This window comes from Novosphingobium sp. MD-1 (assembly GCF_001014975.1).
GTDB lineage: Bacteria > Pseudomonadota > Alphaproteobacteria > Sphingomonadales > Sphingomonadaceae > Novosphingobium.
Map to the genome: position 1 here is coordinate 60,070 of NZ_BBXA01000019.1, position 22,431 is coordinate 82,500.

Here is a 22,431-nt window from a genome sequence, read left to right on the forward strand (position 1 = left end):
CCGGGCACGTTCAAAGGGGCAAGTTGGACCGCGCCCGGTCCGCGGGCGCGGCGGCAGCAGGCAGGGAATTTCAATGGCTGATGAGGCGAGCATCGACACTCCGGCTGATGGTACCGGAGAAGGTGTGCGGCGGCGCGATTTCATCAATATCGCGGCCGTAAGTTTTGCGGGAGTGGGCGGCCTTGCCGCCGTCTGGCCGCTGGTGCGGCAGATGAGTCCGTCGGCGGACGTCCTGGCGGAAAGCTCCACGGAGATCGACATCTCGGCGATCCAGCCGGGACAGGCGATCAAGGCCGTGTTCCGCAAGCAGCCGGTGTTCCTCCGCAACCTGACCCCGAAGGAAATCTCGGAAGCGGACGCGGTCGACGCCTCGACGCTGCGCGATCCGCAGACGCTGGAGCAGCGCACCAAGGAAGGCCACAAGAACTGGCTGATCACCATGGGTGTCTGCACCCACCTGGGCTGCGTGCCGCTGGGCGCCGGCGAAGGCGAGGTGAAGGGCGAGTTCGGCGGTTACTTCTGCCCCTGCCACGGTTCGGTCTACGATACCGCGGCGCGCATCCGCAAAGGCCCGGCACCGAAGAATCTCGAAGTGCCTCCCTACGAATTCACTTCCGACACTGTCGTGAAGATCGGCTGAGGATAAGACCCGATGAGCTTTCCCTGGGCGAACCATTACAAGCCTAGCCACCCCTTCATGCAGTGGCTGGACGAGAAGCTGCCTTTGCCGCGCTTCGTCTACAACGCCGTCGGCGCCGGTTATCCGGTGCCGCGCAACCTGAACTATTTCTGGAACTTCGGCATCCTGGCAGGCGTCTGCCTGATGCTCCAGATCGTCACCGGCGTGATCCTGGCGATGCACTATGCCGCCAACACGGGCGTGGCGTTCGATTCCACCGAACACATCATGCGTGACGTGAACTGGGGCTGGATGCTGCGCTACGCGCACGCCAACGGTGCCTCGGCGTTCTTCGTCGTGGTCTATGTCCACATCTTCCGCGGGTTCTTCTTCAGCTCGTACAAGGCCCCGCGCGAGATGATCTGGCTGCTGGGCGTGGTGATCTTCCTGCTGATGATGGCCACCGCCTTCATGGGCTACGTGCTTCCCTGGGGCCAGATGAGCTTCTGGGGCGCCAAGGTCATCACCGGCCTGTTCGGCGCGATCCCGCTGGTGGGCGAACCGCTGCAGCAGTGGCTGCTCGGCGGCTTCTCGCCCGATCAGGCGGCGCTGAACCGCTTCTTCTCGCTGCACTTCCTGCTGCCCTTCGTGATCCTGGGCGTGGTGATCCTGCACGTGTGGGCGCTGCACATCCCCGGTTCGTCGAACCCGACGGGCGTGGAAGTGAAGAGCGAGAGCGACACCGTTCCCTTCCACCCGTACTACACGGCGAAGGACGGCTTCGGACTGGGTGTGTTCCTGCTGCTCTACTGCGCGGTGCTGTTCTTCGCGCCGAACGCGCTGGGCCACCCGGACAACTACATTCCGGCCAACCCGATGAGCACCCCGGCGCACATTGTGCCCGAATGGTACTTCTGGCCGTTCTACGCGATCCTGCGCGCCTTCACGTCGGACTTCTTCTTCATCCCGGCCAAGCTGATGGGCGTGCTCGCCATGTTCAGCGCGATCCTGGTGTGGTTCTTCCTGCCCTGGCTGGATACCTCGCCGGTCCGTTCGGGACTGTACCGTCCGCTGTTCCGCAAGTTCTTCTATGTCCTGCTCGTGGACGTGCTGATCCTGGGATACTGCGGCGGCGCGCCGGCTGCGGAACCCTACGTGATGATCTCGCAGATCGCCGCGACGTACTACTTCCTGCACTTCCTCGTCATTCTCCCGCTCGTTTCGTCGATCGAGAAGCCCGAACCGCTTCCCTATTCGATCACCGAAGCCGTGCTGGGCAAGGATGACGGCGCCGTGCTGTCCGCCAACCCCGCTGCCTGAGCCAGCCGAACCGGAAAGAACGAGAGAACCCCTATGGTCCGTCTTTTTGGCCCCTTCGTCGGCCTTTTCTTCGCCGTCGCGCTGCTCTGGTCGTTCGGTAATGGCGCCTATGTCGCCATCACCGAGCCGGCGGCCCCGACAGCCGAGCACGAGTTCCACAAGCACCCCAAGGAAGTGCACTTCGCTTCCGACGGCGCGTTCGGCCGCTTCGACAAGGAACAGCTGCAGCGCGGCTTCCTGGTTTACAAGGAAGTGTGCTCGGCCTGCCACTCGCTTAAGCACGTCGCGTTCCGCGATCTCCAGCAGCTCGGCTATTCGGAAGCCGAAGTGAAGGCGATCGCCAAGCAGTGGGGCACCAAGCAGCCCACCTTCGACCCGAAGACCGGTGACCGTGGCGAGCGTGACAACCTGCCCGCCGATCACTTCCCGATGGTCTACTACGCCGGCCAGGGCAGCCCGCCCGACCTATCGCTGATCACCAAGGCGCGTCACGAAGGCCCGGCCTATGTGTACTCGCTGCTGACCGGCTACCAGGACCAGCCCGCGGAACTCCTCAAGAAGTTCCCGGACGCCAAGACGCCGGAAGGGCTGCACTACAACCCGTACTTCGCCAACCTGAACCTGGCGATGCCCGCGCCGCTGACCGGCGATGGCCAGGTGACCTACAGCGATGGCACGCCGGCGACGGTCGACCAGATGTCCAAGGACGTCGCGGCGTTCCTGATCTGGACGGCCGAACCCAAGCTGGACAAGCGCAAGCAGACCGGCTGGGCCGTGCTGGGCTTCCTGCTGGCGGCCACCGTGCTGGCCTATCTGTCCAAGAAGCAGGTTTGGAGCAACGTGGGCGGACATTGATCGCCCGCCGATTGCCAGACACGAGAAGGCCACCGGGAACGGTGGCCTTTTTCGTTGGCGCACGGCCGCCGCAACGCCATGGTGCGCCGCGCCCATCGCGCCGAAATCCCCGCAACCTCTCCTCGAAAGTTTCCCGATGACGCCCGACGATCTCAAGATGCTTGTCCGGTCGGTTCCCGATTTCCCCTCCCCCGGCATCCTGTTCCGCGACATCACCACGCTGATTGCCCATGGCGAAGGGCTTAGCGCCTGCGTGGATCACCTGGCCGAACGCGCCCGCGCGGCAGACGCGGAACTGATTGCCGGCATGGAAGCGCGCGGCTTCATCTTCGGCGCGGCGGTGGCGGCGCGCATGGGCGTGGGCTTCCTGCCGGTACGCAAGCCGGGCAAGCTGCCGGTCAAGACGATCGGCATCGACTATGCGCTGGAATACGGGCGCGACCGGCTGGAAATCGATCCCACGGTCATCCGCGAAGGCCAGCGCGTGGTCATCGTGGACGATCTGATCGCCACCGGCGGCACGGCGCTGGCCGCCGCCGAACTGCTGCGCCAGGCAGGCGCGGCGGTGCGGCACGCGCTGTTCGTGATCGACCTGCCCGATCTCCACGGCGCCGAACGGCTACGCGGCGCCGGCTTGACCGTGGATGCCCTGATGGATTTTCCCGGGCACTGAAACGCGAAAGCCCCGCTCTCCGGCGAGAGCGGGGCTTTTGTGCCTTACCGCCTATTCCGGCGGTCAGTCGACCAGCATCAGCGCGTCGAGCGCCACGACGCCTTCGCCCACCGGGTGCAGGATCACCGGATTGAGGTCGATCTCGCGGATCGCGGGTTCGGCGCGCAGCACCTGCCCCACGGTAGCGATCAGGCGCGCGAGCGCCGCCACGTCCAGCGCGGGCGATCCGCGATAGCCCTGGAGCAGCGCCGCGCTCTTCAGCTTCAGCAACTCTGCCACGACCGCTTCCTCGGTCAGATCGGCGGTCAGCAGGCGCACGTCCTGCAGGATCTCCGCCGTCACGCCGCCGAAGCCGGCCAGCACCACCGGCCCCCATTCGGGATCGTTCTTGGCGCCGACGATCATTTCCAGCCCGCGCTTGCCCATCGCCTCGATCAGCACGCCGTCCAGCCGGATCGCCGCCGAATAGGCCGCGACGTTATCGTGGATGCGCTCCCACGCCGCGCGCACGGCGGCGCCATCGGCCAGGTTGAGCAGCACGCCACCGGCATCGCTCTTGTGCCCCAGCGCGGCAGCCTGTGCCTTCATCGCCACCGGATAACCGACCGCATCGGCGGCCGCGACCGCCTCGTCCGCGCTCGCCGCGAAGCGACCGGCCGGGAACGGCAGGCCCAGCGGCCCCAGCAGCTCCTTCGCCTTGTATTCCGGCACCACGCCCGAAACCGCGTCCAGCCCCGCCAGCGGCAGGGCCGGCTTGTCCGTGGCCGAAAGATCGCGCGCGGACCAGTGCGTCAGGCGCGCGATGGCGCGCAGCGCGCGTTCGGTGGTCGGGAACCAGGGAATGCCCGCGGCCCGCAACGCGGCAATGCGATCGGCCGGCACATCCGCCCCTTCGTCCAGCCCGGCGAAGACCAGCGGCTTGGTCAGCGCCTTGCCATCCACCGCCGCCAGGATCGGCGGGTACTTGATCGCGCAGGTGATCGGCTCGGCCTGGATGATCCCGGCCAGCACGGTGCCTACGCGGTCGTCCTCCAGCAGCGCTTCCAGCGTGCGGGTATAGATCGACGGTTCGGACAGCCCCTGCGCGGTGATGTCGAGCGGGTTGCTCACTGGCACGAAGGGCGGCAGCGCGGCGCGCAGGGCCGGCGAATCCGCGTCATGCAGATCGGCCAGCGGCAGTTCCAGTTCCTCGGCCAGATCGAGCGTCAGCGCCTTGAACGCGCCCGATTCGCCCAGCACGGCCGTGTTGCCGGAGGGTGGCACGGGGCAGCGCACCGCGATCTCGGCAATGTCGCCCAGCTCTTCCAGCGTTTCGGCGAAGATCACGCCGGCGCGCGAGACCATCGCCCGCATCAGCTTGTAGTCGCCCGCCATCGCGCCGGTGTGCGTAGCCGCGGATTCGCGCGCCGCGCTCGACTTGCCCGGATGGAGCAGGACGATCGGCTTGCCCGCCGCGCGCGCACGCCGCGCCGCCGCGAGGAAGCGCTGCGGCTTGCGGAATTGTTCGACGATCATCGCGATCACATGGGTGTCGGGCTGGTCGACCATCCAGTCGACATAGTCCTCCACGCCGCTCGCCGCCTCGTTGCCGGTCGATACCGAATAGGACACGCCGGCATCGCGCGCGAGCAGCATGGTCCCCAGCACCGCCGCCATCGCACCGGACTGCGAGACGATGCCGATCGCGCGGCGATCGCCCGGCGGCACGGCGTTGGTTTCCACGAAAGTCAGCGGCACGCGATCGACATAGTTGACGAGGCCCAGGCAGTTCGGCCCTTCGACCACCAGCCCCGCCTCCTGCGCGATCCGGGCGATCTCGTGCTGTTCGGCCAGCCCTTCCTCACCCCCTTCGGCGAATCCGGCGGAGAAGATCACCACGCCCCCCGCCTTGCGCGCCGCCAGCCCGCGTACCGCGTCCAGCACGCCCGCGCGCGGGATGGCGAGCACCGCCACGTCCACACCCTCCGGCAGCGCATCGACCGAGGGATAGCAGCGCAACCCCATGATCTCCTCGCGCTTCGGGTTCACCGGATAGATCGCGCCGGAATAGCCGTTGTTGGCCAGGTTGGTGAGCAGGGTGGCGCCGAGCGCGCCCGGCTTGTCGGACGCCCCCACGACGGCAACCGAACGCGGGCGCAGGAAACGGTCAAGGGCGGCGTGCGAGAGATTCGCGTCAGTCATGACATCCTCCGAAATTAGCTATGTTCTATAACAATATTCGGAGGCGCGTAAAGGCGGAACTCAGGCCGGATGCCAGTCGAACACCAGTTCGCCTTCACGGAAGGCGAAGCGGTTCAGGTGATCGGCGACCACCTTCTGCATCCGCGCCACGTCGCCGCCCTCGGCAACGGTGCAGGTCACGGTAAGCGCCGTCTCGTCCGCGACAAGATCGACAGGGCCGAGCGGCAGCGGCACGCGCCCCTGATGCGCATCGAAGGTAACGTCGAACTTGTGGCTCCAGTGCTTGCACAACTGCTGGAGATAGCGGCTGGCGCTGGCGGTGGGCACGATGGCGCGGGTTACGGACATGAAGAAAGCCTCGCTTGTTAAGATGGCTCAAAGATATATCTTTATCGCCAGGATACAAGGGGGCCGGCGCTTCGCCCGGTTTGCCAATACGCCGGTTGACGCCGCCGCCCCGCCGTGGCAATCGGCCCGTATCAGGGCGGCGACAGCGGTCGCTGCCGCGATCAAGAGCACGACGCTTGATTGCGCGGGTATAGCACAATGGTAGTGCAGCAGCCTTCCAAGCTGAATACGCGGGTTCGATTCCCGCTACCCGCTCCACCTTTCAGTCCAGCCGCGTCCGTATCTGTCTGGACATACCCCTGAAATACACGGTATTTAGCGGCATATCAGGCCGCATTCGCTCGCTCGCGTCCATATCTAGCCACCCGCCGATGGGGGTATGATTGGGGGAAGCCGGAACAGGCAAGGGGTATGATGTGCGGCGCTGGGGGTATGCGAGGGCAGGCCATGGCGCTGACAGACATTGCAATTCGACAGGCGAAACCGGCGGCGAAACAATACAAGCTCGCCGATGGGGCGGGCCTCTATCTGCTTGTGACGCCAGCGGGCGGAAAGCTCTGGCGGCTGAAATACCGCCTGGCTGGCAAGGAAAAGCTGGCGGCCTTCGGTGCCTATCCCGAAGTGAGCTTGGCCGATGCGCGCAAGCGCCGGGATGAAGCGCGAGAGCAAATCGCCGCCAGCAAAGACCCGTCGCGGGAGAAGCGGCGGGCGAAGGTCCGCCAGCGGGCAGAGGCGATGAACACCTTTGCCATCATCTCTGCCGAGTATTGCGCCAAGCGGAAAAAGGACGGGCAGGACGGATGGGCACCTGCCACGGCCAAGCGGAGCGAATACCTGCTCTCCCGTCTGAACGCTGCCTTGGGCAGCTTGCCGATTGGCGAGATTGAGCCTGCCGACATTCTCGCCGCCGTCCGCAAGATCGAAGGAAAGGGAACGCTGGAGAGCGCGCGCCGGACATTGCAGCTCGCGGGCATGGTGTTTCGCTATGCGGTGGCGACGGCGCGGCTGGCGTCCGATCCTACCCGCGATCTGCGCGGCGCGCTGGCAACGCCCAAGGTGACGCACTACGCGGCCATCCTTGAGCCGGTGAAGGTGGGCGAGCTGCTGCGCGCCATCGACGGCTATGAAAGCCTTGGGCTTACCCGGCTGGCGCTGCAACTGGCTCCCCATGTCTTTGTCCGCCCCGGTGAGCTGCGCCATGCCCGCTGGGATGAAATCGACCTGGACGGGGCGCTTTGGACCATCCCAGCCGAGAAAACCAAAATGCGGAAGGACCACCGCGTTCCGTTATCCCGGCAGGCCGTGGCGATCCTGCGAGAAATTCATGCCCTCACCGGCCCGGCTGGCTATGTCTTTCCCTCTGTTCGCACCCGTGCTCGTCCCATGAGCGAGAACACGTTGAATGCCGGGCTACGGCGGCTGGGCTATGCCAGCGACGAAATGACCGCCCACGGGTTCCGGGCCATGGCCGCAACGCTGCTGAACGAAAGCGGCAAGTGGCATCCGGATGCTATCGAGCGGGCGCTTGCCCATGGCGAAGCTGACAAGGTGCGGGCCGCCTACACGCGCGGCGCTTACTGGCAAGAGCGGGTGGAGATGTCCCAATGGTGGAGCGACCATCTCGATACGCTGCGCAAGGGCGCGAATGTTGTGCCGATCAATCGAGCGAACGGAAAAGCCAAGTGATCCGCTCCTTCGGTCGTCTGAAGCCGACTTAACAAACGCCTAGGTTCCACGTCGATTTGCAGATGGCGGACGTTGGTCCGAGTGCAGCTTGGACGCGGCAAGCGCCCCTTAGATCAGCAACTATTGCGCATCATGCCGCTTGGTTTGGTTGACCGATGCATTTGTCTGTTCCACCATTCCGATATGGCGGGCGAACGTAGGCATTTTGGTAAGCGAGCCTTTCAGGTTGGCGATGATGGCCATGCATTCGAGGCGTTCACGTTCGAGTGCTTTCGCTTTGCCCGTGATGAACGCGGATATTCAAAACGATTGGTGCGCGGACGCGACGGGGCGATCGACTTGCTTGATTGTTTGTCCGACCCAGGAGCGGCATCGGTTGTCGAATGTAAATTTATCGGGTCAGAAGACGCGAAAGAGGCTCCTAGGCGTTGGACTGAGGTCTATAAAAACCTCGAAAAAAATCTACTGAAACTGAATGAATATCCAAATGTAACCCCGAATTCACCTTATCAAGCCTGGATTGATTCAGAGCGTCCTATTGTGCGGTATCGGTTTTGTGTTACCGCAATGATGTCTCCCGGCGAAATTCAAGCGCTTGAAGCCAGAATTGCGACCGATCTCGGTCAGCTTGTCGCCAAAGGCGTGGAGTCTCTTCGCCACCTAGCAGAATGCGAAGGCGCAGTGCGAGTCTTTGCGTGGAATTGGTTCGAGGCTGAACTCGACGAACACCCTACCCTCGCGTTTCGTTGGTTCCGGGGCTTGCCGGTTGGGGTGGACCTGCTCACAAATCGATTGGGGACCGAGTCGACCTTTCGGGACTTTCTTGAAAGCGGAGAACTGCGCTATTTCTCGCGGACTGAATATGTTTCAGAAACTGGCGAATCACTGTATGGAGAGGAAGCCGATTTCGCCGCTGCGCTAGCGGACGGGCAGCCACCAGCACTGTTAATTTCCGGTCCGGGTGGGGTCGGTAAGACCCGCTTGTCTCTTGAACTAGCTGCAGCGCTTGGCAGCGACGCCCATAACTTCGATGTCTATCGGCTTGGGCGCAGCGCCAGTTTTCAATCCCTGACTGAACTTGTTGGCCATTATCCTACCGATCGATCGATTCTATTGCTAATCGACTATGCCGAAGCCGTTACCGCGCTGGCTGGTGTTGCCGATGCGGTGGCGCACCTCAAAGCGAACACAAAACACCGGATTCGATTGATCGCGACTTGCCGCTCAAGTGCCAATACATTGGTCCGCGATAGCTTAGCCCCGCTTGATCCAGAGGAACGGAGCTTAAGTTCTGCGCAAACGGGCGAGGCTGATTATGTCGCATGGGTCACGCGATCCATCCTGTCGGTCGAATTGTTTCCTGATCCGGCAAACTTGGCGCAAGTTTGCAACGGCGTTCCTGCCTTGGCGGCGTTCGCACTGTTCCTATTTCGACACCATCGTGAACAGTTCGATTTGCAATTCGGCGTGCTTCACGGCCTTGGTGATTTCGAGAAATGGTTCAATCACCGCATCGAGATGTTGATTGGGCCATTGGGCAAACGACGGGAGTGCGAGCGGGCACTTGCTCATATCGCGCTAGCCTTGCCGATACCGGCAGAACGATACCAGATGTTCTCGCAGCAGTGGGGATCGCTACTAGATGGTCTGAGGGTCGATCGGTGGATTGAGTACAGCGATGAGGCCTATCATGCCGTGCACGACGTGTTCGCCGATGCTTTGGTTTCGCGCTGGTTGTTCGAGGCTGAGCATGTTGCCACCGAGCACGCGCTCGAACTGCTCGATGCGGCGGCCGGGCGGCTTGACCTCGCCCACGCACTTACCGCGCTGGAGCGCTTGGCGCCGCATCGCCGTTTCGTCGAGATCGACGGACGGCACGTTGTAGATGTTTTGCTCGCGAAACATCCCGAGCAAACAGTAGCTTGTTGCGGCCTAATTCTTGGCAGCAAGTTGCTCAGCCTCGAGGCAAAGTTGACGGTGTTGCATCAGTCCCGGGCATTGCAAGAGGTGATCCGGCGCGAGCGGTCATTGGATGGCGTCGTGAGTCATCTTGCCACGGAAGCAGTCCATCGCAAATTGAATTTGGTCGATTGTCCAGAACTGAGGACCGTTTCCGATCTGCTCGATCATGCCTGCAATCAGCCGCAATATTCGAACATGGTGTTACGGCGGGCTTATGCCCTTGAGCCGCAGCGGTTTTGCGACCGGGCCTTTGCAAGTATTTTTGAATTCGCAGGCGCCGAACAAACCCATTTCCTATTTGTGCAGATGCTCAGGCACGGCGTAGCGCCTTCGACGATTCAGTCGGTGGTAATACACTGGCTCGATTGTCACTCAACAACCTATCGCGCGACATTTCTCTACCGCGCCTGGCTTGATGCCGGGGGTGGCACCGAAGCGGTCGCAGCACCGCTGCTGGCATGGGTCGACGCGCATGGCCAGACCGACGTCGCCAAGTTCGTCTACCGCGCCTGGCTTGATGCCGGGGGTGGCACCGAAGCGGTCGCAGCACCGCTGCTGGCATGGATCGACGCGCATGGCCAGGCCGACGTCGCCCAGTTCGTTTACTGCGCCTGGCTTGATGCCGGGGGTGGCACCGAAGCGGTCGCAGCACCGCTGCTGGCATGGGTTGACGCGCATGGCCAGACCGACGTCGCCCAGTTCATCTACCGCGCCTGGCTTGATGCCGGGGGTGGCACCGAAGCGGTCGCAGCACCGCTGCTAGCATGGGTCGACGCGCATGGCCAGACCGAGGACGCCCAGTTCGTCTACCGCGCCTGGCTTGTTGCCGGGGGTGGCACCGAAGCGGTCGCAGCACCGCTGCTGGCATGGATCGACGCGCATGGCCAGGCCGACGTCGCCCAGTTCGTTTACTGCGCCTGGCTTGATGCCGGGGGTGGCACCGAAGCGGTCGCAGCACCGCTGCTGGCATGGATCGACGCGCATGGCCAGGCCGACGTCGCCCAGTTCGTTTACTGCGCCTGGCTTGATGCCGGGGGTGGCACCGAAGCGGTCGCAGCACCGCTGCTGGCATGGGTTGACGCGCATGGCCAGACCGACGTCGCCCAGTTCATCTACCGCGCCTGGCTTGAGGCCAGGGGGGCGTTTGAACTCGTCCATGATCAAGTCAGCGGATGGGTGCAAGCATGGGCAAACCAACCGGACTTCGCCTATTTGAGCAAGATTCTTACAAAGCAGCACGATTTGCCTGAAGTCATTGTGTCGGCGATCGTGGGTTGGTGCGCCGCCTTTCCTGAGCACGAGGATTGCCTATACAGGATCTCAGCCTTGGTATCGCATCTGAGCGAAGATTCCTTGTCCGTTGCCGGCCGGTCCACATTGCTGCAATGCATCACAACGGTCACATCGTCGCGCGACAACTTGTCGATCCTCGATCGACGATTGATTTGGACTTTGTGCCAGTCATTGGTCAGCCGCAGTTACAACTACAATCTCGATCCGATCGGGACGATTCGAACAGTGTGCGGCATCGTGGCACAGGGGACCGTGTTCGATCGTGATCTAAGTGATGGGGGAATCTTTTATCTGGTGGAGAACCACGGAATGCAGGTCATGTTAGTTCGCCAAGGGCTCATGCTGGGAACGCTACACCTCGAACGAGATCAGATGGGCCTCGCCCGTTTTGCCGCGTGGTTGCGGGCCTACGCTCCTGCATTTCTGCAGCGATTGCAGGCCGAATTCCCAAATGAAATTTGGGGTAGGCTGGAGCCTTAAAAATGTTGCGGTCGTTGGTTTGGCACCTGACATTCCAGACGTCACCCGAATGAACTAGCTGCGAAACGTCGATGGCGCGCGGCGGTGGAGGTGTGTGGATCGGCGTGCAAAAAGGACCCCGTTAGCGGGGTGATCGGCGTCTAAAAGGGACCCCTCATTTCGATAGCTTACACAGCCGCGTGGAAGTTCATGCGGCGAGATCGGGATGTTGGTTTTGGAGACAGTGGTTCGTATCCGGCGTGAGTATGCCGGCGGGAAGGCGATCAAGGCGATCGCGCGTGATCTGCATGTGTCGCGGAAGGTAATCCGCAAGGCGATCCGGGCGCCGGAAGGCGCATTTGATTATCGGCGCAAGGTTCAGCCGCTGCCGCGGATCGGTCCGTTTCAGGATCGGCTGGATGTGCTGCTGGAAGAGAACGAGTTACGGGGCCGACGTGACCGGCTTCGGATGACCCGTATCCACGACCTTCTGGTGCGTGAGGGTTTCGAGGGCTCTTACGATGCCGTGCGCCGCTATGCGGCACGGTGGAAGATCGAGCGGCGCAGGGATGTCGGAGACGGGACGACTGCCTTTATTCCGATGCTGTTCCAGCCCGGCGAGGCCTACCAGTTCGACTGGAGCCACGAGGATGTCGAGATCGCCGGCAAGCCGATGCGGGTAAAGGTCGCGCACATGCGGCTGTGCGCATCGCGGGCTGTGTATGTCCGGGCCTATCCACGCGAGACCCAGGAGATGCTGTTCGACGCGCATGCGCGCGGCTTTGCCTTCTTCGGCGGCGTGCCCCGGCGCGGCATCTACGATAATATGAAGACGGCGGTGACGAGCGTGTTCACCGGCAAGGACCGGGTGTTCAACCGGCGGTTCCTGATCATGGCCAACCATTATATGGTCGAGCCCACGGCCTGCTCGCCGGCGGCGGGATGGGAGAAGGGTCAGGTCGAGAACCAGGTGCAGACGATCCGAGGGCGCTTCTTCCAGCCCCGTCTGCGGTTCGCCAGCCTCGAGGAGCTCAATGGCTGGCTGGAAGCTGAGTGCCGACGCTGGGCCGAACGGCAGGCCCATCCTGAGCAGGGCGACCAGACCGTGGCGCAGATGCTGGAGATCGAACGTCCTGCATTACAGTCGATGCTGGGGCCGTTCGACGGCTTCAACGAGAGCGAGCACGGCGTGTCGGGCACCTGCCTGATCAGCTACGATCGCAACCGTTACTCGGTCCTCTCGACAGTGGCGCGGCGCACTGTGCAGGTTCGGGCCTATGCCGACCGTATTGTCGTGCGATGCGGCGATGAGGTCGTCGCTGAGCATCCCCGCTTCTTCGGGCGGAACCGCACCATCTATGATCCCTGGCACTATCTGCCGGTGCTGGCCCGCAAGCCCGGCGCTTTACGCAACGGAGCACCCTTCCAGGACTGGGAACTGCCGCCGGCGCTCGCCCGATTGCGACGCAAGCTGGGTAACGGCGATGATGCCGATCGGCGGTTCGTGCGCGTGCTGGCGGCCGTGCTGACCGATGGCCTGGAACTCGTCGAAGCCGCCGTGCGGGAGGCACTGGCAACCGGCACGGCGAGCGACGACTTGATCCTCAATATCCTGGCACGGCGCCGCGAACCGCCGCGACCGCTGACGATCGTCACGTCGGAGGACAATGCCCTGCGGCATCCGCCGATCGCCGACTGTGCCCGTTACGACCAACTGAGGAACTTTCATGCAGCGGCATGACATGATCGACGCGATGCGCGGGCTCGGACTCAAAGGGATGGCCGGCGCGTTCGATGAGACCGTCACCACAGGGCTTCAGCGCCAGCGCACGACGATGGAGATACTGACCGATCTGCTGCGTGCGGAGGCAACGCACCGCCACGCCGCCTCGATCCGATACCGGATGGCGGCCGCCAAGCTGCCGGTGGTGAAGGACATTGATGCTTTCCACTTCGAGGGGACGCCGATCAACGAGGGGCTGGTCCGTTCGCTGCACGGCGGGGCGTTCCTCCCCGCACGGCGCAATGTCGTCCTGGTCGGTGGCACCGGCACCGGCAAGACCCATCTGGCCATCGCCATCACCGCCAATGTCGTCCGCGCTGGAGCGCGGGGGCGTTACTTCAACACCGTTGATCTGGTGACCCGCCTCGAAGAGGAAGCCCGGATCGGCAAAAGCGGCGCGCTTGCCGCCCAGCTCTCTCGCCTCGACCTCGTCGTGCTCGATGAGCTTGGCTATCTTCCCTTCGCCCGTTCAGGCGGGCAGTTGCTGTTCCATCTGGTCAGCAAACTTTACGAGCAAACCAGCGTCATCATCACGACCAACCTGGCGTTCGGAGAATGGCCGACGGTGTTCGGCGACCCCAAGATGACCACCGCTCTCCTCGATCGCGTCACCCATCATTGCGACATCATCGAGACCGGCAATGACAGCTGGCGCTTCAAGAACCGAAACTGATCCCTGCCGCACGCAGGATTAAGGTGCCTTGCGCTGCGCGCGCCTCCGGTCGGGCTCCGCCCTCCCTACGCCGCGCGCAGCGCAAGGCGCGTTCCTCGACCGTCCTGCCATCGTTGAGAGGGGGTCCCTTTTGCGCGCCGATCGGGGGTCCCTTTTGGACGCCGATTGACAGCAAAGATGGCGCAGAAGCGCGGGCGGTTCGGCTGTCCGATCCATTCGACATCATGGGCGAGGCGCGAGACGGCGAAGGCGGAGATTGGGGCCTGTTGATCCGGTTTCGGGACCGCGACGGGGTGGAAAAGCGCAAGACTGTCAAGCGGGCGGCGCTGGCATCCGATGCTGGCGCAGTGCGGGCCGAGCTGGCGGGCGCGGGGATGCTGATCCTGTCCGCGACGGGCCAGAACGATCGTTTCATTCGTTTCCTTCGGGCGGTGACGCATAGTGCCCGCCTCACCTTGGCCGAAAGGACCGGCTGGGTTGATGCCAGCCGCTTTGTCCTGCCCAACGCGATAATCGCGCCACCGGGCGCGGAGCCGGTCCATTTCGACGGGGCGGCCTCTGCGCTGCACTATCGGGAAAAGGGCAGTCTGGACGGCTGGCGGCGCGCTCTTGCTGCGTTGGCACCCGGCAACAGTCTGCTGACATTTGCCATATCGCTGGCATTTGTCGGGCCAATCATGCGCTGGCTCGATATGGAGGGCGGCGGCTTCCACTTTCGCGGGGCGTCCAGCACCGGCAAAACGTCGCTGGCCATGGCGGCTGGCAGCGTGTGGGGCGGGGGCGGTGCGCTGGGCTTCGCGTCAAGCTGGCGGGCAACTGGCAACGCCCTGGAGGGCGTCGCTCACGGTCACACCGAAACGCTGCTGATCCTTGACGAGCTGGCGCTTGTTGACCCCCAAGAGGCGGGCAATGCGGCCTATGCGCTCGCAAGCGGCCAAGGCAAGGCACGGGCCGGACAGACAGGGGCATTGCGCCGCCGGGCAGAATGGCGGGTCATGGTGTGCAGCACCGGGGAAATCGGCCTTGCGGACCATATGCGCGCTGCGAAGCGGGGCGAACGCACCATGGCCGGGCAAGAGCTGCGCTTACTCGACTTGCCAGCCGATGCCGGAGCGGGTTTCGGAGCTTGGGAGGCCCTTCACCACATGGCCAGTCCGGCCGCCTTTTCCGATGCGATCAAGGCGGCCTGCGCCGCGCACTATGGCCATGCCGGGCCTGCCTTCGTGCGCGGCCTTGTGGCCGATCCTGCCCATTGGGAGAGCGAGGCCAAACGGCTAGCCAAGGCTTTTGCCGGGAAGGCCAAGCAAAAGGGGGATAGCGGGCAGGTCCATCGCGGGGCCTTGCGCTTCGCTGCCGTCGCGGCGGCTGGCGAAATGGCGGCGGTGCTTGGCATTGTTCCGTGGCGATCTGGCGAGGCAGAAACGGCGGCGCTCGCCTGTTTCAATGCCTGGGCGGCTGGATTCGGACGTACCGGCCTGCGGGAGCATCGGCAGATTCTGGAGCGGGTGCGCAACGCCATACAAGCCGGGCAGTCTCGCTTCGGTCGCGTTCCGCAAGGCAAGGTGCAATCGTTCTATGGGGATGGTGACGGCGATAATGGAGGGGGTGCCAGCAACCGCGAAGGCGAAGCTCGGTCGCTATCCACGCTGGGCTACCTGCACGACATTGAGCCGGGCAAGTCCTGCTACCTGTTCCACGATAGCGGCTGGAGCGAGATCCTTGCCGGTTTCGATCTGAAGGAAGCAGCGGCGGTCCTGCAAGAGCAAGGTTTCCTTGTCCCTGGTGACGGTGGGCGGCCCAAGCGCAAGCAACGTGTTGGCGACCAAACACCCCGGTTCTACACGGTGCGCGCGACCATTCTGGAATGGGATGCAAGCGACCTGGCCAAAGCCGTCCCTTCGCCTGCCGACGCTCCAGCCGGGCCGGTAGAATGGCCGATGGATGGTCCAGCCGCGCCGGGTGCGGATGATTACGACTACGGCGGCGATCCCTTCGCCGATGATCTGGACGGCTGGTGATGGCCGCCCCTGACAGCCCCCCGCAATTCGATCTGTTCGAGACGCGGCCAGAGCCTTCCCGTCAGCGCGTCGGCAGAAAGCCACACGTTCCCACGCCGGAACAAATGCTGATCGCAAACGAATTGAAGGCGGCTGGGGCGACCTGGCCAGCCATCGCACGGGCCTTGGGCGTCTGCGTCAACACCGTCGCAAGGCACTATTTCCCCAGCACAGTGGCCAGCCCGCCCAAAGGAAGGCGGCGACACGCTCCGACGCCCGCGACGCGCAAGATTGTCAGGCGGGCAATCCTGGGGGGAATGCCCATGGCGAAAGTGGCCAAGCTGATCGGCGTATCGGTGCCCACGCTGCGGTTGCACTACGGCAACGAGTTGCGGCTCTAGGCGCGGTTAGTCGCTGCCATTCGCGGTGCGCAGCCGCTTTGGTGTGGCGTCATCGGGCGAAAATCGGGCGCGGCGCGAATTTTCAATTGCGGCATCGCGCTCGGTGCGAACCTTCGCCCTAGCGACTAGAAGCGACTGCTTTTTGTTGATTTCCAGCACCTCAAAAAAGGCTCTTCCAAGCACGATGATGCGCCCTGACAGGATGCCTAAAATGAAGGCGGCAATCATTGCCGCCGCTTGAACGGGCGTGACGTAAAACGTGCCTGGCTCAACTTCAATTCCACGCGGCGCTCCGGGACTAGCAAGCGCCACCGATGCAGTCAGTGTGATGATTTCAGCGACTGCCAGCGCGAATGTAACCACAAGAACTTTCAGCAGGCCCCGAAGCTGAAGATAAAGCTCCTCGATAAGCGCGGGCGTCCGTCCCTCTGCCTTCATTGCTCCGATTGTGAGCGTCATGCATGGGAAAATGCCTGTTGCCATCAACGCAATCGCTGGCACCATCGCTCGTGCCATGGGGTCGATCATGGTCGTCGGAACAAAACACGTTCCAACGGCAAGGACGGAGCTGATGATGGCGGTTTTCATTCTCTTGGGCTTAGGTTCACAACGCCTTGTTCACCCCACCGATATAGTACCTCGATGATCTTCTCGATAGCCTCATTGGGATCTAGGCCGAGTGGTCCCTCGGTCACGCGCACCGGCTCTGATCGAGATTGCAGGTTGTCCCGGACTGCCGTCCCCTTTCCCTGAATATCGATTTCGCCTGGAGTGGTGTTGCGGAAGGCATGGTCTAGCGTTCCCAGAGAGATCGGCCGCTTCCGCTTCCCTTGCTTGATGAATACCAGAAAGTCGCCCTCCAATGATCCACCTGGGGGGACGTCAGCCCTGATGCTTTCGATTGTGTCCTCGCCCAAGCCCATGAGCTTCAGAACCTCTATCACCGTCGCGCCCTTGCCCTTACGCTTCGTCTTGAAGTCTCTGCTCGGCGGGAGCGTGTCGCTAGTAGCCCGTTCCGGAACGGGATTGGAGTTGGCGTGTACGGTCAACCCCTTTGCTGGACCGACTTTGGCTAGATCGCTGGCAGCAAATGCTGTTTTCGCGTTCAATGCGATGAAATTTTCGGCTTCCAATCCGCTTGTTATGTCTTTGAGTAACCATGTGAAATAGCGCTCCAGCCATCGGCCAGTGACGGCATTGGACTGGATAATGCCAAGGTGGTCACCGATGACGGCAAAGTAGAGCGCTCCCTCAATCGGCTTGCTTTTCCCGTCTGTCTGGAAGCGCACCAACTGAAAACGGTTCTCATCATTATCCAACCGTTCCTCAATTGCGGGAACATCGAACCCTTGCTTGTAGAGGACCAGTTCTCCGGACAGCACACCCTTAGGATCGTAGCCCTGCAACCCGTTCCAAAGAGTTAGCTGCCCGCTCTGCTCGAGATCGGCTATCCGTGCCCGTGCCTTTTCACCAATTACGTCGCTGTCCCGCTTTTCCGCGAGCGCCGCCCGCAATAGATCCTCCAGCGTACCTTTCTCGATGCCAGCGCGCTCGCGGTCCAAGTATCGGTACTGCACTGATCGTGTGATCTTCGCCATTCGGCCCCCATACTATTCATGGTTTATTCGGATCGCCGGTCGAAGGAGGTAGAGGCCTCGGTGTTCACAGTCCAGCCGTACGCAATCAGATAGCTATGATTTTTGTGGTATTGGCCGTGGTGAACTTGATGCGGTGCCCTCGACCTGTTGCTTACCTCCGGCACGGAAGTTGTTCCCAGGCTGCGAGGCGGGGAACAGGACCGGCAATTGCTGGGAACACGATTTGCTGTTGCCTGACAGGTGTTTAGGCGAGCTGTTCCCAATTTCCCGCCGTTCCCGTCATTCGGAGAGCAATCCCACAATGCGAAGCGCCAGCCGCCCGGCTGGGCCGATCCGAGCTGCCGCCAGCCAATCACATTCAAGCCACGACCCCCGCCCAAAATGGCGCGTAAGTGACTAGAATAAAAGGTCATTTTCCGTCAGTGAATTGAAAGTGACTTGGAAACTGGCCGCAAGTCAGATTTGACGGGGAAGCTGCCATTTGCCGAAACGCCCGGAACTGCTGGCTTTTCGGCTGCGATTTGTCGCGTACGGTGTGGGGGTCTAATCGGCAATTCTCGGGCCGGTAAACGCGCCCGAATCGGATTGTCGGTTCTGCTCCGCACGAGCCTTGGGATTGGTGAGCGGGGCGGCCCTCCAGCCGCCCGGAAATGCGCCTAGCCAGCACATTTGGGGGTATGATTGGGGGTATCCTGCGAAATGCTCCGTCCAGAAATGGCAAAAATCTGCGCTTTTCCGGCTATTTCGCGATTCCTGCTACCTCCTGATCCATTCCCGCTGCAAACTATGGCGCAGTTCCGCGTTGGACGGCCGCGCGCAACTGCTGTAAGCGGGCGCATCCGTCAGGTTCCGAAAATAGCACTGCCGGCACGATAAAACCTCCCGCTGGCACGTCTGGATCGGAGCAGCCCCATGACCGAACGTTACCGTCGCCATCCATCCGGGTGCCATCTCCTTGCCTGAGTCCCTTTCGCGGAAGGGTTCGCCCACGCGGGTCCAGGCCGATGCAGCCGCGCTTTCCGCAGCGCATCGGGCAATGGTGCGTGGCTGCCGTTTTCTGATCGATCGCGCCGCGCGCGATGCCACCGTGATGCCGGGCTGCGAACGTACCGCGCGCGTGGCGCTGCGGCTGGCGGGCAATTGTCTGAAGGAACTCGACCGCTTCCTGGCCATCCTTATCGACGAGCACGCCCCGCCTTCAGAGGCACCGTCCCGCCACGGCGCCGCAGCGAAGGGTGACACCGATAGCGCGCGCAAGCTGTCGCGGATCAAGGCGATGGAAAGCCGCTTTCCGGTGGACGTCCTGCGCCTGCGCGCGATCGGGCGCGTCCGCGCTTTCGCAACGGGCCATTCGCCGGTTTCGTCCGGCACGAGACTGGCCCAAGATCTTGCCATCGCTGCGCGCGGGCAAGGGCTTGTCCCCCCCCGGCACGGAGCTACACCCGTCATCAGTGACCAGGCACTGGCTGCCATCGCGGAATTCTATCTGTCGCTGACCTCTTGCCTGAAGGCGCAGCACGCCTGACGCCCCGCGCGCTTTGCGACTGGAACCCTCCGCCAAAGCCGTTAAACAGGCGGACATGAGCGAACCTCTCAACGTATCGTTTCTGGGCCTCGGCGTAATGGGCGGCGCGATGGCCCGCCATCTTGGCAAGGCTGGGCACCGCCTCACCATCTACAACCGCACCGCCACCCGCGCGGAAGCATGGCAGGCCGCGAACCCCGGCCTTGCGACGCGTGTCGCCTCGTCGCCGGCTGAAGCGGCGGAAGGAGCCGACGTCGTCATCACCTGCGTTGGCAACGATGATGATCTCGCCGATGTCGTGCTCAGCCCCACGGGCGCGTTTTCCACGTTGCGGCGGGGCGCGCTGTTCATCGATCACACCACGGTTTCCGCGCGGATCGCCCGCCAGATCGCGGTGGAAGGACGCGACAAGGAACTGCTCTGCGTCGATGCGCCCGTCACCGGCGGTCAGTCCGGCGCCGAGAACGGCACGCTTTCGATCATGTGCGGCGGAAGCGCAAAGGCGGTGGACGCCGCACGCACGATCCTTGCTGCCTATGCCAAGCGGGTGGTCCACGTGGGTAAGTCCGGCGCCGGGCAGACGGCCAAGATGGCCAACCAGATGTGCATCGCGGGTGCCATCGCCGGCCTTTCCGAAGCGATCCGCTTCTGCCAGATCGCCCGCCTCGATCTCGACAAGGTTTTCGAGGCGATTTCGGGCGGCGCGGCACAAAGCTGGCAGATGGACAACCGCTGGCACACTGCCGCAAAGGACGAGTTCGATTTTGGCTTCGCCATCGACTGGATGCGCAAGGACCTGGGCCTCGCCATTGAGGAAGCCCGCAATCTGGGCGCCAGCGTGCCGACGACGGCGCTGATAGACCAGTTCTATGCCGACGTGCAGGCTTTGGGCGGCGGGCGCGAGGACACCAGCGCGCTGATCCGCCGCCTGCCCAGAAGGGGTAGCGAGAAAGGCTCGCCCGCGTGAGCCACGGGCGCCGGGCCGCCATCGCGGCGCTGCTGCTGGCGACAGCCCCTTCGCTCGCGCTGGCCGATACGCTGGTCGATAACGTCAGCGGCGAAACCATCGGCCCCGATGGCCGCGTCCAGACGTTCTCGGCGCTGGTCTTCGACGATGCCGGCGTGATCAAGGCGATCTACCGGCCCGGCGAGAAAAAGCCTCCCAAGGGCATTCAGTACCACGTCGACGGCAAGGGCCGGATCATGCTGCCCGGCCTGATCGACGCGCACGCGCACGTCATGCAGCTGGGCTTCGCCGCGCTCACGCTGGATCTGTCGGACACGAAATCGCTGACCGAAGCGCTGGGACGGATCAAGAGCTATGCCGCCGAGCATCCCGATCGCCCGTGGATCATCGGGCGCGGCTGGAATCAGGAAAGCTGGGGACTGGGGCGCTTTCCCACAGCGGCGGAACTCGATGCCGTCGTGGCCGACAAGCCGGTCTGGCTCGAACGCGTCGATGGCCATGCTGGCTGGGCCAATGGTGCGGCGCTGAAAGCCGCCGGTGTCACGGCGCAGACCAAGGACCCGGCCGGCGGCCATCTCGAACGCACCGCCGCCGGCGCACCAGCCGGCGTGCTGGTCGATGCCGCGCAAGCGCTGGTGGCGCGGGTCGTCCCCGCCCCGCGCGCGGCCGACCGCGATGTCGCGCTGGCGACCGCCCAGCGCCTGCTGTTCCGGCGCGGCGTAACCGCCGTGGCCGACATGGGCACGAGCATCGAGGACTGGCAGGCCTATCGCCGCGCCGGTGATCACAACGAACTCTATATCCGGATCATGGCCTATGCCGCCGGCGTCGATCAGATGGCGCTGATCGCCGGCCCCGGCCCCACCCCATGGCTCTATCAGGACCGTCTGCGTCTCAACGGCGTAAAGCTCTACATGGACGGCGCGCTGGGATCGCGCGGGGCGTGGCTCAAGGCCCCCTATGCCGATGCGCCAGGCACGCGCGGGCTGCCCCAGTTGTCCGACACGCAATTGCGCAACCTAATGAGCCGCGCCGCGATGGACGGCTTCCAGATCGCGGTGCACGCCATCGGTGATCAGGCCAATGCCGCCGTGCTGGATGCCATCGAGGATCTGTCGCAGACCTACAAGGGCGATCGTCGCTGGCGCATCGAACACGCGCAGATCGTCGACCCGGCCGATTTCGCGCGGTTCGGGCGCAACGGCATCGTCGCCTCGATGCAGCCGGTGCACCAGACTTCGGACCGCCTGATGGCGGAGGCCCGTTTGGGGCCGCAGCGGCTCACCGGCGCCTATGCCTGGCATTCCCTCCAGGCGGCGGGTGCAACGCTCGCCTTCGGGTCGGACGCGCCGGTGGAACAGGCCGATCCCTTTGCCGGTATCGCGGCGGCGATCAGCCGGGAAGATCCAGCGGGCCAGCCTGTCGGCGGATGGCAGCCCCAGGAACGCGTCGACCGGGCCAGCGCGCTTGCCGGATATAGCAGCGGCGCGGCCTGGGCCAGTTTCGCCGAACAGCGCTTCGGTCGCCTGGCTCCCGGCCAGCGTGCCGATTTCGTGTTTGTCGATACCGATCCGATGTTCGCCAGCGCGGCGGAAATACGCGCCACCAAGGTCCTCGAGACGTGGATTGGCGGCGGCAAGGTCTGGAGCGCCGATCAGGCAGACGCCAGCAGCGCTACCGAAAAGCGCTGAACCATGCCGAACTGTCGTTGATGATATCCCCGTAACGCCCGGCGCGGTGCAGTTTTCCCGCATCCTCTCCCAAGCCACGCCGGGCGAACGGTGGATGTGGGTGTTCTAGGGCGATTTACGGCGCACGCCAGCAGCGAATGCACGCGGGTGCATTTTCGGCAATCGCCTGATGCTTTGTTGCAACAAAGAGTCCGCTTCGGTTCACGAAACGCGGGCAAACAAAAAGCCCACCGGAAGGCGGGCTTTTGTCTGATCATCATGAATGGGTTTTTATGTTGTTATAATCCGTCGGCTTCAATGCCTGGCGGCGACCTACTCTTCCAACGCTTGAGCGTTAGTACCATTGGCGCGGACTGGTTTCACGGCCGAGTTCGAGAAGGGATCGGGTGGTTCACAGACG

Annotated in this window: 17 protein-coding genes, 1 tRNA gene and 1 rRNA gene (1 of these 19 only partly in view); 14 read left to right on the forward strand and 5 right to left on the reverse strand. The window is 63.4% G+C overall.

Annotated elements, in window-relative coordinates; all coding sequences use genetic code 11:
• The first annotated feature begins 73 nt into the window (after window positions 1-73).
• From petA to NMD1_RS04770, 4 genes are all read left to right on the forward strand, one after another.
• Window positions 74-640 carry a ubiquinol-cytochrome c reductase iron-sulfur subunit gene (gene petA / locus NMD1_RS04755; RefSeq protein WP_124810003.1) on the forward strand — a complete coding sequence of 189 codons (567 nt, stop codon included), beginning with the start codon at window positions 74-76 and terminating at the stop codon, window positions 638-640.
• Window positions 641-652: 12 nt separating this feature from the next.
• Entirely contained in the window at window positions 653-1,939 is a 1,287-nt protein-coding gene (locus tag NMD1_RS04760; protein ID WP_124810002.1) for a cytochrome b/b6, read from the forward strand.
• A gap of 33 nt (window positions 1,940-1,972) precedes the next feature.
• Window positions 1,973-2,794, forward strand: a complete 822-nt coding sequence (locus NMD1_RS04765; RefSeq protein WP_125953911.1) for a cytochrome c1 — start codon at window positions 1,973-1,975, stop codon at window positions 2,792-2,794.
• A 136-nt stretch (window positions 2,795-2,930) separates the two neighbouring features.
• Window positions 2,931-3,467 carry an adenine phosphoribosyltransferase gene (locus tag NMD1_RS04770; RefSeq protein WP_124810000.1) on the forward strand — a complete coding sequence of 179 codons (537 nt, stop codon included), beginning with the start codon at window positions 2,931-2,933 and terminating at the stop codon, window positions 3,465-3,467.
• Between the two features lie 63 nt (window positions 3,468-3,530).
• Here NMD1_RS04770 and NMD1_RS04775 read toward each other — a convergent pair whose 3' ends face one another.
• Complete coding sequence (locus NMD1_RS04775) at window positions 3,531-5,648, reverse strand: acetate--CoA ligase family protein (RefSeq protein ID WP_125953912.1); 2,118 nt, start codon at window positions 5,646-5,648, stop codon at window positions 3,531-3,533.
• 60 nt (window positions 5,649-5,708) lie between these two features.
• Window positions 5,709-5,996 carry a DUF2218 domain-containing protein gene (locus NMD1_RS04780; RefSeq protein ID WP_125953913.1) on the reverse strand — a complete coding sequence of 96 codons (288 nt, stop codon included), beginning with the start codon at window positions 5,994-5,996 and terminating at the stop codon, window positions 5,709-5,711.
• 184 nt (window positions 5,997-6,180) lie between these two features.
• Here NMD1_RS04780 and NMD1_RS04785 point away from each other — a divergent pair.
• From NMD1_RS04785 to NMD1_RS04815, 7 genes are all read left to right on the forward strand, one after another.
• Window positions 6,181-6,254: transfer RNA gene (locus tag NMD1_RS04785), tRNA-Gly, on the forward strand.
• 189 nt (window positions 6,255-6,443) lie between these two features.
• The gene (locus NMD1_RS04790) at window positions 6,444-7,682 is read left to right on the forward strand and encodes an integrase arm-type DNA-binding domain-containing protein (RefSeq protein ID WP_125953914.1); all 1,239 of its coding nucleotides are present in this window, start codon (window positions 6,444-6,446) and stop codon (window positions 7,680-7,682) included.
• Between the two features lie 81 nt (window positions 7,683-7,763).
• Entirely contained in the window at window positions 7,764-11,417 is a 3,654-nt protein-coding gene (locus NMD1_RS04795; RefSeq protein ID WP_125953915.1) for a hypothetical protein, read from the forward strand.
• A 205-nt stretch (window positions 11,418-11,622) separates the two neighbouring features.
• A complete protein-coding gene (istA, locus tag NMD1_RS04800) occupies window positions 11,623-13,137 on the forward strand; it encodes an IS21 family transposase (RefSeq protein ID WP_125953070.1) in 1,515 nt (504 codons plus the stop codon).
• Window positions 13,124-13,852 carry an IS21-like element helper ATPase IstB gene (gene istB, locus NMD1_RS04805; protein WP_125953069.1) on the forward strand — a complete coding sequence of 243 codons (729 nt, stop codon included), beginning with the start codon at window positions 13,124-13,126 and terminating at the stop codon, window positions 13,850-13,852. Before istA ends, istB begins: the two co-directional genes overlap by 14 nt.
• 224 nt (window positions 13,853-14,076) lie before the next feature.
• Complete coding sequence (locus NMD1_RS04810) at window positions 14,077-15,870, forward strand: DUF927 domain-containing protein (protein ID WP_233497361.1); 1,794 nt, start codon at window positions 14,077-14,079, stop codon at window positions 15,868-15,870.
• A complete protein-coding gene (locus NMD1_RS04815) occupies window positions 15,870-16,250 on the forward strand; it encodes a hypothetical protein (protein ID WP_125953917.1) in 381 nt (126 codons plus the stop codon). The genes NMD1_RS04810 and NMD1_RS04815 overlap by 1 nt, the downstream gene beginning before the upstream one ends.
• Before the next feature lie 6 nt (window positions 16,251-16,256).
• Here NMD1_RS04815 and NMD1_RS04820 read toward each other — a convergent pair whose 3' ends face one another.
• A complete protein-coding gene (locus tag NMD1_RS04820; RefSeq protein WP_125953918.1) occupies window positions 16,257-16,838 on the reverse strand; it encodes a hypothetical protein in 582 nt (193 codons plus the stop codon).
• Window positions 16,835-17,848 carry a hypothetical protein gene (locus tag NMD1_RS04825; RefSeq protein WP_125953919.1) on the reverse strand — a complete coding sequence of 338 codons (1,014 nt, stop codon included), beginning with the start codon at window positions 17,846-17,848 and terminating at the stop codon, window positions 16,835-16,837. Before NMD1_RS04825 ends, NMD1_RS04820 begins: the two co-directional genes overlap by 4 nt.
• A 955-nt stretch (window positions 17,849-18,803) precedes the next feature.
• On the opposite strand from NMD1_RS04825, the gene NMD1_RS04830 reads away from it, so the two are divergent.
• From NMD1_RS04830 to NMD1_RS04840, 3 genes are read left to right on the forward strand one after another with little or no spacing between them, the layout of a single operon-like run.
• Window positions 18,804-19,373: a hypothetical protein gene (locus NMD1_RS04830; protein WP_125953920.1), complete on the forward strand. Its 570-nt coding sequence runs from the start codon at window positions 18,804-18,806 to the stop codon at window positions 19,371-19,373.
• A 55-nt stretch (window positions 19,374-19,428) separates the two neighbouring features.
• Entirely contained in the window at window positions 19,429-20,340 is a 912-nt protein-coding gene (locus tag NMD1_RS04835; protein WP_125953921.1) for an NAD(P)-dependent oxidoreductase, read from the forward strand.
• Window positions 20,337-22,031, forward strand: coding sequence for an amidohydrolase (locus NMD1_RS04840; RefSeq protein WP_125953922.1), 1,695 nt, complete (start codon window positions 20,337-20,339; stop codon window positions 22,029-22,031). The genes NMD1_RS04835 and NMD1_RS04840 overlap by 4 nt, the downstream gene beginning before the upstream one ends.
• 299 nt (window positions 22,032-22,330) lie before the next feature.
• On the opposite strand, the gene rrf is transcribed toward NMD1_RS04840, so the two are convergent.
• Window positions 22,331-22,431: ribosomal RNA gene (rrf, locus tag NMD1_RS04845) — 5S ribosomal RNA — on the reverse strand; it runs 14 nt beyond the window's last position.